General features: G+C 43.3%; 12 protein-coding genes. 8 read left to right on the top strand and 4 right to left on the bottom strand.

The window, feature by feature from the left end:
• Positions 1–240 precede the first annotated feature (240 nt).
• Together B4K11_RS08105 and B4K11_RS08100 are read left to right on the top strand one after the other, a co-directional pair.
• On the top strand, positions 241–483 hold the full coding sequence (locus B4K11_RS08105; RefSeq protein WP_292949892.1) for a type II toxin-antitoxin system ParD family antitoxin: 243 nt from the start codon (positions 241–243) through the stop codon (positions 481–483).
• A complete protein-coding gene (locus tag B4K11_RS08100) occupies positions 480–773 on the top strand; it encodes a type II toxin-antitoxin system RelE/ParE family toxin (RefSeq protein ID WP_292949894.1) in 294 nt (97 codons plus the stop codon). Before B4K11_RS08105 ends, B4K11_RS08100 begins: the two co-directional genes overlap by 4 nt.
• Before the next feature lie 321 nt (positions 774–1,094).
• Here the strand turns inward: B4K11_RS08100 and metH are convergent, their stop codons facing one another.
• Positions 1,095–4,796: a methionine synthase gene (metH, locus tag B4K11_RS08095; protein ID WP_292949896.1), complete on the bottom strand. Its 3,702-nt coding sequence runs from the start codon at positions 4,794–4,796 to the stop codon at positions 1,095–1,097.
• A 446-nt stretch (positions 4,797–5,242) separates the two neighbouring features.
• On the opposite strand from metH, the gene panD reads away from it, so the two are divergent.
• The 3 genes from panD to B4K11_RS08080 all read left to right on the top strand — a co-directional run bounded on the left by panD (position 5,243) and on the right by B4K11_RS08080 (position 7,878).
• Positions 5,243–5,677 carry an aspartate 1-decarboxylase gene (gene panD / locus B4K11_RS08090; protein ID WP_292949897.1) on the top strand — a complete coding sequence of 145 codons (435 nt, stop codon included), beginning with the start codon at positions 5,243–5,245 and terminating at the stop codon, positions 5,675–5,677.
• Between the two features lie 230 nt (positions 5,678–5,907).
• Positions 5,908–6,525, top strand: a complete 618-nt coding sequence (thrH, locus tag B4K11_RS08085) for a bifunctional phosphoserine phosphatase/homoserine phosphotransferase ThrH (protein WP_292949899.1) — start codon at positions 5,908–5,910, stop codon at positions 6,523–6,525.
• 189 nt (positions 6,526–6,714) lie between these two features.
• Entirely contained in the window at positions 6,715–7,878 is a 1,164-nt protein-coding gene (locus B4K11_RS08080; protein ID WP_292959317.1) for an HD-GYP domain-containing protein, read from the top strand.
• A gap of 73 nt (positions 7,879–7,951) precedes the next feature.
• On the opposite strand, the gene B4K11_RS08075 is transcribed toward B4K11_RS08080, so the two are convergent.
• From B4K11_RS08075 to pabB, 3 genes are all read right to left on the bottom strand, one after another.
• The gene (locus tag B4K11_RS08075) at positions 7,952–8,824 is read right to left on the bottom strand and encodes a transporter substrate-binding domain-containing protein (RefSeq protein ID WP_292949903.1); all 873 of its coding nucleotides are present in this window, start codon (positions 8,822–8,824) and stop codon (positions 7,952–7,954) included.
• A 63-nt stretch (positions 8,825–8,887) separates the two neighbouring features.
• Positions 8,888–9,349 (bottom strand): Crp/Fnr family transcriptional regulator, encoded by a 462-nt coding sequence (locus B4K11_RS08070; RefSeq protein ID WP_292949904.1) that lies wholly within the window; start codon positions 9,347–9,349, stop codon positions 8,888–8,890.
• 104 nt (positions 9,350–9,453) lie between these two features.
• Entirely contained in the window at positions 9,454–10,803 is a 1,350-nt protein-coding gene (gene pabB, locus B4K11_RS08065) for an aminodeoxychorismate synthase component I (protein ID WP_292949906.1), read from the bottom strand.
• 218 nt (positions 10,804–11,021) lie between these two features.
• Between pabB and B4K11_RS08060 the strand changes: the two genes are divergently transcribed.
• The 3 genes from B4K11_RS08060 (at position 11,022) to prpB (ending at position 13,629) form a co-directional block, all read left to right on the top strand.
• A complete protein-coding gene (locus B4K11_RS08060) occupies positions 11,022–11,888 on the top strand; it encodes an alpha/beta fold hydrolase (RefSeq protein ID WP_292949908.1) in 867 nt (288 codons plus the stop codon).
• A 141-nt stretch (positions 11,889–12,029) separates the two neighbouring features.
• The gene (locus tag B4K11_RS08055; RefSeq protein WP_292949910.1) at positions 12,030–12,734 is read left to right on the top strand and encodes a GntR family transcriptional regulator; all 705 of its coding nucleotides are present in this window, start codon (positions 12,030–12,032) and stop codon (positions 12,732–12,734) included.
• Between the two features lies 1 nt (position 12,735).
• Complete coding sequence (gene prpB, locus B4K11_RS08050; RefSeq protein ID WP_292949912.1) at positions 12,736–13,629, top strand: methylisocitrate lyase; 894 nt, start codon at positions 12,736–12,738, stop codon at positions 13,627–13,629.
• Positions 13,630–13,633 lie beyond the last annotated feature (4 nt).

Genomic DNA, 13,633 nt, shown 5'->3' with positions numbered 1-13,633 from the left:
ATGAGTGACATATTCAAAGGGGCAAAGTCCCTTAATCCATGCAATAAAAAACCAGACAACTGCCTTGTCTGGCTTTTGGCTTTTAGGCTTTTTCTAACCACTCTAGCGGCGCAGCCGCGTCCTAAACGCGAAGCGTTCTGGGGTAATCCCCCCGTAAATTTTTTGTCCGACTTAATTGTCTTGTTATATTTTTTGTACCATAATTCAATATATATTGGTACAGGCTAAAAGAGTAAAATTATGGCTAAAAATACTAGCGTAACCTTAGGTGATCATTTTGATCAATTCATAAGCCAGCAGCTAAACTCTGGACGCTATGGATCTGCGAGTGAAGTTGTTCGTGCTGGCTTGCGCGCTTTAGAAGACCAGGAAGCCAAACTACATAATTTACGTAACATGCTTGTTCAAGGTGAACAAAGTGGCATAGCCGATTACAGTTACGACTCTTTAATCGCTGAACTTGATAAAGATAACCATTCATGAATAAGTTTGTATTATCTGCGAAAGCAAAAACAGACTTAATCAAAATTGCAAAATACACTCAAACAACTTGGGGGCAGGCTCAACGAAATGACTACTTAAAAGTATTAGATAGTTCATTTAAACTGTTGGCAGACGAGCCTGAAATCGGACTTCGTTGCGATTATATAAGAGAGGGATATAGTAAATACCCTCAAGCTAGTCACGTAATCTACTATAAAGATCACAAAGAAAATCAAATATTGATTGTTCGTATTTTACATAAAAGCATGGATGTCAGCCGTGCTCTATGAGATAAAACTCAGGGTTACCCTTTAACCGTTTTATTTGTAGTTACATTTCGTTGTTTTGGGCATAAAGTCATAAGTAGGGAATAAAGGCCTCAGCTCCCTTTACTTAAACCATTGTTGTAGTGGATTCCAAAACAAGTTTGGGATGACGGCGTTAAAAGCTGAACTATTTTTTTCTTATGTAGCTAATAAAGAGAATTCGTCTTTCCAGCGCATGCTGGAATCCATAAAAAAACCGAACCCAAAAGGTTCGGTTTTTTTGTTTCTAGCCACTAGCTTCTAACAACTAGCAGCCACAAAGTGGCGTTCTAAACGCCTCCGGCGTTACCCTTCCTCTGGCTCATACCCCAAATTAGGCGCCAACCAACGTTCTGCTTCCTTCATCTCCATGCCTTTACGTTTTGCATAGCTTTCTACTTGGTCTTCACTGATTTTCGCAACACCGAAGTATTGTGATTTAGGATGACTGTAGTAGAAGCCGCTTACAGCTGCTGTTGGTAGCATGGCGTACGCATCGGTGATGGTCATGCCAGTATTTTTCTCAACGTCTAGCAGTTTCCAGATTAGGCCTTTTTCAGTGTGCTCTGGGCACGCTGGGTAACCTGGGGCAGGGCGGATGCCTTTGTACTTCTCTGCGATTAGATCATCGTTGCTCAGCTGTTCGTCTGCTGCGTAAGCCCAAAGTTCTTTACGCACTTTGTCGTGCATCATCTCCGCTAGAGCTTCGGCAAAACGGTCTGCCAATGCTTTGACCATGATGGAGTTGTAGTCATCATGATCCGCTTCATACTCTGCTACCAATTCATCACAGCCGTGACCTGCGGTTACCGCAAAGGCGCCTAGATAATCTTGTTTGCCGCTCTCTTTTGGCGCAATAAAGTCAGATAAGCACATGTGGGGTTTACCGGCAATTTTCTCTGTTTGCTGACGCAGGTTATGGATCGTCATCAACGTTTCAGAGCGCTCTTCATCGGTATAAAGATCCATGTCGTCATGATCAACCGTGTTAGCAGGGAAGATGCCGACAACGGCTTTCGCAGTAAGTAGCTTCTCATCCACCAATTTACGCAACATAACTTTTGCATCGGCAAAAAGCTTAGTGGCTTCTTCTCCGATAATTTCGTCTGTGAGTATGCGAGGGTAGCGGCCAGCCAGTTCCCATGAATGGAAGAACGGCGTCCAGTCGATGTAAGACTCAATCTCTTCTAGCGAGATATCATCAAATACGGTGATGCCTGTTTTGACAGGAACCGGTGGGGTGTATTCATCCCAATCGATCTGGAATTTATTCTTTCTTGCTGCCTCTAGTGTGACTCGGCGTTTGTCTGTCATACGTGCAGCATGACGGTCACGTACAGCTTGGTACTCTTCCTGTATCTCTTTTACATAACCGGCTTTCTTTTCACCCAGCAGGTTAGACGCAACGTTTACCGCGCGTGATGCGTTGGTAACGTGTACCACTTGGTCGCGGTTGTAAGCAGGATCAATTTTAACCGAGGTATGCGCTTTAGAGGTTGTTGCACCGCCGATCAATAACGGGATGTTAAACTCTTGGCGTTCCATCTCTTTGGCTACATGGACCATCTCATCAAGTGAGGGGGTGATCAGGCCGGATAAACCGATTAGGTCTGCATTCTCTTCACGGGCGGTACGTAAAATAGTCTCAGCAGGCACCATAACGCCAAGATCGATAATCTCGTAGTTATTACACTGTAGTACGACGCCAACGATGTTTTTACCGATATCGTGTACGTCACCTTTTACAGTGGCGAGAACGATTTTACCGTTAGATTGGCTCGCGCCATCTTTCTCTTCTTCGATAAACGGCATTAAATAAGCCACCGCTTTTTTCATTACGCGCGCTGATTTTACTACCTGAGGCAGGAACATCTTACCGGCACCGAATAGATCGCCGACTACGCTCATGCCGTCCATTAATGGTCCTTCAATAACGTGAAGTGGGCGGTCGTGGTTTTGGCGTGCTTCTTCGGTATCGTCTTCGATAAACTCGGTGATGCCTTTTACTAGGGCATGTTCTAAACGTTTATTGACTTCCCAGCTGCGCCATTCCTGTGTTTTCTCTTCTACTTGCGCACCATCGCCACGATATTTTTCTGCAATATCGAGTAGACGCTCTGTAGAGTCATCGCGGGTGTTTTGAATGACATCTTCAACTGCAAGGCGAAGCTCTTCAGGTAGGTCATCATAGATAGCCAACTGGCCTGCGTTAACGATACCCATATCCATGCCTTGTTGGATGGCGTGGTATAGGAATACACAGTGAATCGCTTCACGTACCGGGTTGTTACCACGGAAAGAGAAGGATACGTTGGAAACACCGCCTGAAACTTTAGCGTAAGGGAGGTTCTTTTTAATCCAGCCGGTTGCTTGAATAAAGTCGACCGCATAGTTGTTATGCTCATCTATACCTGTAGCCACGGCAAAGATGTTTGGATCGAAGATAATATCTTCAGGTGGGTAGCCAACTTCATCGACGAGTACGCGGTAGGAGCGTTCACAGATCTCAATTTTGCGCTGGTAAGTATCGGCTTGGCCGTCTTCATCAAATGCCATGACAACAACAGCTGCACCATAGCGACGAAGCTTACGTGCTTGCTCAACAAAGTTTTCATGGCCTTCTTTTAAGCTGATCGAGTTAACAATGCCTTTACCTTGAATGCATTGTAAGCCCGCTTCGATAACATCCCACTTGGAGGAGTCGATCATGATCGGCACACGAGAGATATCAGGCTCTGATGCGATCAGGTTTAGAAACTTAACCATCGCCGCGTGGGAATCTAACATCCCTTCGTCCATGTTGATGTCGATGATCTGTGCACCGTTCTCAACTTGTTGACGGGCAACGTCTAGGGCCGTTTCGTAATCTTGTTCTTTAATAAGGCGCTTGAACATGGCAGAGCCGGTAACGTTGGTACGTTCACCGACATTGACGAAAAGTGTGTCTTCGCCAATGTGCATTGGTTCAAGGCCGGACAAGCGGGATTCAACTGGTAACTCTGGTAGTGCGCGTGCGGCTTCAACTTCGCAGGCTTCGCGGATCGCTTTAATATGATCGGGTGTTGTACCGCAGCAGCCGCCAATAATATTTAGAAAACCAGATTTAGCCCATTCGCCAATCTCGGTTGCCATCTGCTCCGGCGTTTCATCATAACCACCAAAGGCATTAGGTAAGCCCGCATTCGGGTGAGCAGAAACAAATGTTTCAGAGATACGTGATAGCTCTTCTACATACTGACGTAGCTCTTTAGGGCCGAGTGCACAGTTAAGGCCGACAGAGATCGGCTTCGCATGGCGAACTGAGTTCCAGAAGGCTTCAGTTGTTTGTCCTGAAAGTGTACGGCCTGATGCATCGGTAATGGTACCGGAGATCATGACAGGCAGGCGGACATCGTTATTTTCGAAATAAGTTTCAACCGCGTAGATACAGGCTTTAGCATTAAGCGTATCGAATATGGTTTCGATCAAGATGATATCTGAACCACCTTCGATCAAACCATCTAGGGATTCAGTGTACGCCTCAACTAACTCATTAAAGCTGACATTACGAAAAGATGGATCATTAACATCAGGAGAGATAGAGCAAGTACGGTTTGTTGGGCCAAGTACACCGGCGACATAACGTGGACGATCAGGTGTTTCTTTTGTCACCTCGTCACAAGCGATACGTGCTAAGCGTGCCGCTTCAACGTTGATCTCGCGACTGTAGGCTTCCATCTCATAATCGGCCATTGCGATCTGAGTGGCATTAAAGGTATTGGTTTCAACAATATCTGCACCGGCAAGCAGGTACTCACGGTGGATCGCTTTAATGATGTCAGGTTTAGTGAGTACTAGAAGGTCATTATTTCCTTTGACATCGATATGCCAATCGGAAAAGCGTTCACCACGGTAATCCTCTTCTTCCAGTTTGTAATCTTGGATCATGGTGCCCATGCCACCATCCAAAATCATAATGCGTTTTTTTAAGCTTTCGGAAAGGATTTCATTTAGCGATTTATCTGTCACAGCAAAATACCTGAATCAGCGACTATAAAATTAAGAGGGCTATTGTAAATCAATTAGTTAAGAAAGGGAGTGAGTAAAGCTAAAGTCTTTATGAGTGACGTTCAATTTGAGCATAGTTTTTAAGGGAAAATTACATAATTAGTCTTTGTTGATCTAAAGAATAGGTGAGTAGAGCTTAAAATTTCTGTGGATGGTGGTAGAATGCGCGCACTTTGCGGCTTGCAGGTACAAAAAAATCATTTGTTTAGTTAATTTTTTAAACAATTTTTAGTATTATGTGCGGCGCAACAAAGCTGGTTGATATAGCCAGTATAGAAATAAACACGTTTTTCCAAGTCAAAAGGCGGAATTACGTGGCGTTTACGTGCTACTTAGATTGAGTTTAGGTAGCGAAAGGGGGAAACCGAGGCAACTCGGTATAGATGAGCAAACGCAGGATTTAGTCTATGCTGCAGACATTTTTAAAGTGCAAGCTACACCGTGTAACAGTCACTCACGCTGAGCTTCACTATGAAGGATCATGTGCGATCGATGGTGTATTGCTTGATAAGTCAGGCATTCGTGAATATGAAATGATTCATATTTACAACATCAATAATGGTGAGCGTTTCACTACGTATGCAATTCGTGGTGAAGACAATAGCGGAATTATTTCTGTTAATGGCGCTGCCGCGCATAAAGCTAGTAAAGGTGATCTGTTGATTATCGCTGCTTACGCCCAATTGGACGATAAAGAAGCGGACGAGCATCAACCGACATTATGCTACTTCGAAAATGCCAAAGCGGATGGCGGTGTAGGTGCAACTGATGAAGAGCTTCATCAGCGAAATGTACTTACAGGTGTTAAACAGGCGATCCCTGTTCAACCAAAAGATATTTAATACAGATTCTAAAAGCCACCCAATAGGGTGGCTTTTTTCTTGAAAGCCCCGCACATTGATGCGGGGTTTTTATATCGATTTAATCTACATCAATTGACTGCTGATTTTGGGCCTTGGAATCATCTAACGCTTCTTGCAAGCATTGGGGATAGAAGGTAAATTGGCGCGTAATCATCGCTAACCATGGCGATATAACTTGATGTTGTCATTTATTTATTAAGGAGTCGCGCGTGGAACTCGCTTGTCTTGACCTTGAAGGGGTTTTGATCCCAGAAATCTGGATCGCTTTTGCTGAAGAAACTGGTATTGAAGAACTAAAAGCAACTACCCGTGATATTCCTTGTTATGATGAGTTAATGCAGCAGCGTTTGCGTATTCTGGATGAACACGGCCTTAAACTGCCGCAGATCCAGGAAACGATCAGCAAACTAGCACCGCTCGAAGGTGCGGTTGAGTTTATTAACTGGTTACGTGAGCGTTTCCAAGTTGTGATCCTTTCCGATACGTTCTATGAGTTTTCTCAGCCACTTATGCGTCAGCTAGGTTTCCCTACGTTGTTATGCCATAAGCTGGAAGTTAACGAAGAGGGTCGTATTACTGACTATACGCTTCGTCAAAAAGATCCTAAGCGTCAATCTGTTCGCGCGTTCCAGTTGTTGAACTACCGTGTTATTGCTGCGGGTGATTCTTATAACGATACAACGATGTTGAAACAGGCTGAGTCAGGTATCTTGTTCCATGCACCTGATAACGTTATTGCGGAATTCCCGCAATTCCCTGCAGTTCAGACGTTTGAAGATCTGAAGAAAGAGTTCATTAAAGCAAGTAACCGTGATTTAACTCTTTAAGTCTAACGGTTGATTATAACCCCGCTTTGGATGTGACTTTTTCCACTCTGATTCGGGGTTTTGTTTTATAAGCTCTGATCAGTGCTCTATTCTGACCGGTTTTACTAGAGCTTTTTCAGAGCTATGTTTTTTTGCAGTTAGGTTCCATATTGGCTATCTTGATAGTTCCCATGGAATTAGGGGCTATCTATGCCAGTGGCAACATTCGTAACCACATGTTCAGATCTACCAAACCGACTGATGGGTTTGTTAGGTGATGAATTTCAGTTTGCTCGCTATTCTTCTCTAGATGAGTCGGCTATTGTCTCAACGGACCATCATCTATTAATACTTGATGTCGGCCTAATAAAATCTGCCGATAGTGCTTTGTTGGGCAAAATAATCAGTTCCCATGATGAGCAGGGCATACCTGTATTTCTGACTTGGGCTGATGAAGAAGCTGATTATCGTGAGTTAGCGATCAATACGGGTTGCTGTGATTATCTGGCCCCCCCTTTTATTCCTTCTGTTGTTAACTCAAAATGTAAAACTCATATTAGTTTGGCGCAGCTGAAGAGGGATTACTCAGCAAATAATAAGAGTGTAAGCAGTACTGCTGTTGAGTATGTTGAAGCGAAAGAGCTTCTGGCAGTGCAAGATGCTGCTATTTTATGTTTAGCCACTATCGCTAGAGTTAGGGATCACTCAACAGGTAATCATATTTTACGTACGCAGCATTACGTTAAGGCATTGGCGGAGCATCTGCGAAAAAGCCCTGAATATTGTGATGAACTGGACAGTGAAACGATCGATCTGTTTTATAAAACCTCAGCTTTGCATGATATTGGCAAAGTCGGTATTCCTGATAGCGTATTGCAAAAGCCGGGTGAGCTAACGCCTGAGGAGTATGCGGTTATGAAAACCCATACTGAGTTAGGTTTTCAAGCTGTTCATTCAGCGAGGCTTTTACTTGAAAGGGAATCCAGTGGTCGTGCGGCTAAGTTTTTGGAAATTGCCCAGCAGGTAACGTTAAGTCATCACGAACGTTGGGATGGTTGTGGTTATCCTCAAGGCCTTAAAGGAGAAGAGATTCCTTTAGTTGCAAGATTGATGGCTGTTGCTGATGTGTATGATGCGATGATTTCTCGACGCCCTTATAAAAGCGCAATGGATCATAATTATGTAACCAGCGTTATATCAGGTGGGAGTGGTACACATTTTGATCCGACCGTGGTTTCCGCTTTTTTAGATCTACAGGATATGTTTGATCGTATATCGTTCAAGTTAGAAGATGTATTTCCATCAACCGCTGATATGACATTGCACTCTATCTCAGATTTGATTAATAAAAATGATGCGGTAGTCCATGACTAGATAGCGTTGAATAACGTATCTAAATGATATCCGGCTAGTTTTAGTAGATAGCTTCTTGGGTTTTAGGAAGAGGCTAATGAAATATATGGCTACTATGAAGGTGAGTCGGTAGCCATTTGTTTTGTGCATCATTAATTGTTTTTATAAGTACCTCGTCTTCTTCAATTAGGGTATTTATTTGTTTTATTAGTTCCTTATTCCAATCCCCTTTACTGCAGCCTACATGAGAAAAGTCAGTGCTGCTGTTATCTATAATTTTCACAAAGTAGAGTGTTTGATCTAATTTTTGATCAATGTTGATGAATTGAACTTCCTCCGGCCGAGCAATTAAACCGTCGAGCCTGTTATTTGCCATCATGAGAACGAGACGTTCATGTTCTTTTAGGCCGGTTTTTACCCTAAATATTGAATGTTTTTTGCTAAGTTCTTGTTTGATGATGTTATCAATGTAAGGAGAGTATGAGCGCCCATCATGAACACTAATTGAGAGATTTTTATCGATAAGTTTTTCTAGGTTGAGGGGAGCGATTGTTTTTGGTGTAAGTCCAAATTTCTCTAAACCTTTAGCTGTTGTAATGATGCCGTTGGGGTAGCTCTTCATTATCGGGAGGCTGTAATCTATAAAGGTTTCTCGTTCAGGCGTTCGAAGAAGAGCTACATGGCAGATAGCAACCCCAGACCGCGCATTTTTAAGCATGCGCTTGAGGCTCATATTCACGGGGTGATGTTTTACGATGCTGATTTTTTTTGTTAGGTGGACGATGATTTGGTCGCTGATTCCTTTGCCTTGATGCTCCCCTTTTACAATGAAATAAGGTGCAAAGTCAGTACGTGCCCACATCACATCAATTGGGGTTTTTGTTTCTGCACGCAAAGGATCCCCCAATATAGCGGGGGTTAAGAGCAGTAATAGAAAAAATGCTGCTGCGTTTTTTATCAAATACATAGTTCTACCGTTCAACAATACTGATAACAGTATAGGTGATATTTTAAGAACGGAGAGTAGTGATTATAAATGACCTAAAGCTAAACGGTTATTCATGTGATTTAACCGCTGTGCCATACGTAGTATTATTTGATCTTTGACTTTTTCTCGCACTTCGATAGGCAGTTGATCAAGTAGGTCTGGGTCAATGACAAGTGCAGATGAATCGCAATTGGCAACAACGCTAGCGGTACGAGGTTCGTTGCTTAGAAACGATATTTCACCAATGATCTCACCAGGTTTGAGCTGTACAATCAGCTGCTCTTGGGCACCTTTAATTATATTGACGCCTCCGCTGAGTAATATAAAAAAGCGTTTATCTAGTGAGTTTTCATCAGTCAGGAAGTGGCCGCGCTCATAGGTCATAAAGTGGCAATTAAAGTCACAAATAAGCTTCTTTTCAGCATGATTTAAATCATCGAAGAATGCGATCTTATCTAAGATTGCGAGAGCACTGCCTTTTGTTAGTGTTTTATTCTTTGCCATTTTATTAGCTCAAACGATCTGCTGTAGTTGATATTTCCTTAGCGTCTATTTTTAAGGAGCTTTCTATTTTTCAGTAGCTTCCTATTTTTCAGGAACTTTCTATTTTAAGAAATAGTTCGCTCAAGGCAATCTAGCAAATTGTTTACCTTAGCGAAGGTTTCTTCATATTCCATCTCGTTGACTGAGTCAGCAACAATACCGCCACCGGCCCAGCAATATACATGGTTGTCTTCGCATAGGAGTGTACGGATGGTGATGCTGGTATCCATTCTTCCACATAAGCTGATATAGCCTATAGAGCCGCAATATATCGACCGTCTATGGGGTTCTAGCTCTTCGATTATTTCCATTGCTCGTATTTTGGGTGCGCCGGTGATTGAACCGCCTGGGAAGCATTTCTCTAGCAGCGAGATAGGTGAACAGTTCTTTTGTAAGGTGCCTGTTACGGTGCTGACTTTATGATGGACGTTTGCATAGCTTTCAATGTTAAAAAGCTTTGGGACTTTAACGCTGTTATGTGTGCACACTTTGCTTAAATCATTACGCATTAGATCCACAATCATTAGGTTTTCTGCGCGGTCTTTAATGGAATCCGCTAACTCTTGTTTTAGACGCTGATCTTCTAAAGCGTTTGCTGAGCGTGGGCGCGTGCCCTTTATCGGCTTAGTCGTAACTTGTTGTTGCTTGGATTCTAAAAACTGCTCAGGCGAAAGCGAAAGTATCTGGCTGGTTTCAGATTCAATAAATGCCGAGTAAGGAGTGGGGGCTATTTCACGAAGGGCTTTATAAGCACTCCAAGCATCTCCTGTGTATTCACTGTTAAAGCGTTGTGCAAAATTAACTTGGTAGCAATCACCTGAGTGAATGTAGTCGTCCACTTTAGCAAGTTTTTGCGTGTACTCGGGCTCTGTCATGTTGGCTTTGAAGGGCCGTTTTAAGCTAAATGAAGCGCTCTTCTTAGCGGGTGTGCTCTTAGCGGTTGTGCTATGGGCCAATAAAGCTTCGATCTTTTGCAGGCTTTCAGCATCAACGCGGCTATCTGTCACGAGAGTCGTGCGCTTTTCGTGATGGTCAGCTACAACCGCCCATAGGTACATTCCTACACGCATATCGGGTAAGTCGGAAAAATCATCAGCTAAAGAGGGTAGGGATTCATTGGAACGGCCTAGGTCATATGAAAAATGACCAATAACCCCTCCCTGAAAAGGCAGTGATTCTATCTCAGTATGATCAGATTGATACTTATTATATAGCTGTTGCAGTTTATCGAACGCTGTAGCGTCTTCGCTAGATACTTCCAGTACCTCTACTGGGGCGGCGGCAATAATATCGAACCTTCCCCAAGGGCACTTAGGTCGTCCACTATCTAGAAATACTGCATCCCCTAAATGGCGAATTTTTTCAAAGTAAGATTGGCTGTTAGCCAGATAAGGAAGAGAGCGCTGAATAATCAAGGAATCAACTTAAATCACAAGTTACAAGAACGTAGATTGTATGTAACCCATGAAGTGCTGTCTATAATTGATGTTAGATCAAAGATTGTCGACAAAGTGGCTAGGTATCAATAATATTAAGTTAGAATAGTATGGTTTTAATGAATATTGTAAACCGCTAGGGCGAGTAACCTTGAAACGCAATGGCGGATCGCGTTTTCTAAAGAGAACATTGATTAATGAAGCACGAATTTTCGATCAAGAAGCATGAATATCATCTTCCTGACCAGCATATTGTGTATCGCATCTATCGTAACCCTAAGGCGGATACGAAAAGGCGTTTAGTTCTATTGCATGGCGCCGGTGTTGCAGGTGTGGATACTTGGGAATTTATACTCTCATCTTTAACGCATTGGTCTGAGGTATTGGTTCCAGACTTAAGAGGCACGGGAGAAACGCATTATCCTGATGGCAAAGAGCACCCTTATGAGGTGCAAGCTTTAGTCGGCGATCTTAATGCGCTGGTGGATCATTTAGGCTGGTGGACTTTCGATCTGGCTGGCTACTCAATGGGTGGCTTGGTATCACTGATTTTTAAACAGCAGCACTCAGATCGCGTGGGTAAGCAGTTTTTACTTGAATCGGCAGTGTTGGATCGGCCCTGCTGGGAGACTACCGTTGATTTAAGACAGCAGTTTTCAGCCGCTACCGTTCATCTGCGTGGTAAATCAGATATTAATAAAGGAGTTGTTAATTTTCTGGATGCCATCTCCCCAAATCGAAGAGTATCTCCACAGGTTGAAACTCTCACCATTCAGCGCTTAGGTCAGCGGCCAGAAGGTTTTGCCAACGCTCTGGAGTGCGTGACGACAGCGATTAAGCACCTTGATAGAGAGAGTTTGGTGGCGGCGCAGGGGGATGTGAGTAGCTTTATTGGTGGTAATAGTGTGGACCTGATGCACCAATATCAACAAGAGTTAGCAGAGCGTTTACCCAATTGGCACTATTTTTTGATGCCCGGTACTGATCATTCATTGCCATTTCAAAAGCCACGTCAGATAGCAAAAATTATGAATGAAGAGATGGCGAGATATTTAAGTAATTAGAAATGCAGAAAGGAGAGGGGATATCCTTAAACTTTTGTATTGTGTTGACAATAATTAGACATTTTCGAGTTGACTGCGATATTTAGCAAGAGTATCTTGGTTTTAGTTCGAGATTGTCGACAATCTCAAATATGGGTTGTTATGAGTGAAACTACAGTAAGTAAAGAGTCTCAATCTGAAACACGTACTTTGGCAGACCGCGTTTGTGAGCAAATTGTAACCGCGATTGTGGTGGGTGATATTCCACCGGGTCAAAAGATTAGTGAACCTGAACTAGCACGGACTTACGGAATTAGTCGCGGACCTTTACGTGAAGCAATGCGTAAATTAGAAGCACTCCGGTTGGTGGAGCGAAAGCCTCATGTTGGTGCCAGAGTTGTGAACTTGTCGGCAAAAGAGTTGATCGAAATTTATCATGTTAGGGAAGCATTGGAAGGCATGGCTTGCCGTTTAGCGGCCCAGAACATGCCTCAGGAAGAGATTGATAGCCTTCGAACTTTACTCGATGAACATGAACGAAGTATTGAGCAGCTTGATGGCCGCTCTTACTTTCAAAAAGAGGGTGATCTAGATTTCCATTACCGAATCGTAAACGGCAGCAAAAATGAAAAGCTGCTGGAATCGCTCGGTGGTGATCTTTATCACTTAGTAAGAATGTATCGTTATCAGTTCAGTGTATCCAGCTCTAGACCGAAACGCGCATTAAAAGAGCATCGTCAGATCATAGACGCAATAGAGTCTCGTGATCCTGAATTGGCGGAAATGCTTATGCGCAGGCATATTGGAGCAGCCCGAAAAAATGTGGAGGATAAACTGAACTCTGCGACCGAATCCAGAGGGGAATAAAATGTCTACAAATCTATCTGCAGGTGCACGTTTTCGAAAAGTACTAGCTGAAACTAGCCCATTACAGATTGTAGGTACTACAAATGCGTACCACGCCATGATGGCAGAGCGCGTTGGCCATAAGGCGATTTACCTATCCGGTGGTGGCGTTGCTAACCATTCGTATGGTCTGCCTGATTTAGGTATGACATCTATGAATGATGTTCTTGCAGATGTAAGCCGTATCACAAGCGCTGTTGAAACACCGCTTATGGTTGATATTGATACGGGCTGGGGTGGTGCATTTAACATTGCTCGTACAGTTAAAGAGATGACAAAAGCAGGCGCTGCTGCGGTTCATATTGAAGATCAGGTAGCGCAGAAACGTTGTGGTCACCGTCCTAATAAAGAGATCGTATCTTTGGAAGAGATGGTAGACCGTGTTAAAGCAGCAGTTGATGCTAAAACAGATGATGACTTCTTTGTTATGGCGCGTACAGATGCATTCCAGATGGATGGTTTAAATGCAGCTGTTGAACGTGCTCAAGCATGTTTAGAAGCAGGTGCTGATGGCATCTTTGCTGAAGCGGTACATACCTTAGACGATTACAAAGCGTTTTCAGATGGTATTAACGGAGCGCATCTATTGGCGAATATCACTGAGTTTGGTGCTACACCTCTTTTCAATACAGAGGAACTTGCTGCAAACGGAGCAACGATGGTGCTTTATCCTCTATCCGCATTCCGTGCGGCTAACCAAGCAGCGCTAAATGTTTATGAAGCATTGCTACGTGATGGTGATCAGAAAGCTGTTGTTGATACGATGCAAACACGTATGGATCTATATGATTTCTTGAACTATCACGATTTCGAGCAGAAATTAGATGGTCTGTTTGCTGAAGGCAAGAATAAGTAAGTTA

Origin of the sequence: Neptuniibacter sp. UBA6509 (genome assembly GCA_002435145.1) — a bacterium.
Lineage (GTDB): Bacteria > Pseudomonadota > Gammaproteobacteria > Pseudomonadales > Balneatricaceae > Neptuniibacter.
Note: the sequence above shows the minus strand (reverse complement) of the source record. Positions and strands in the feature narration are given on the sequence as shown.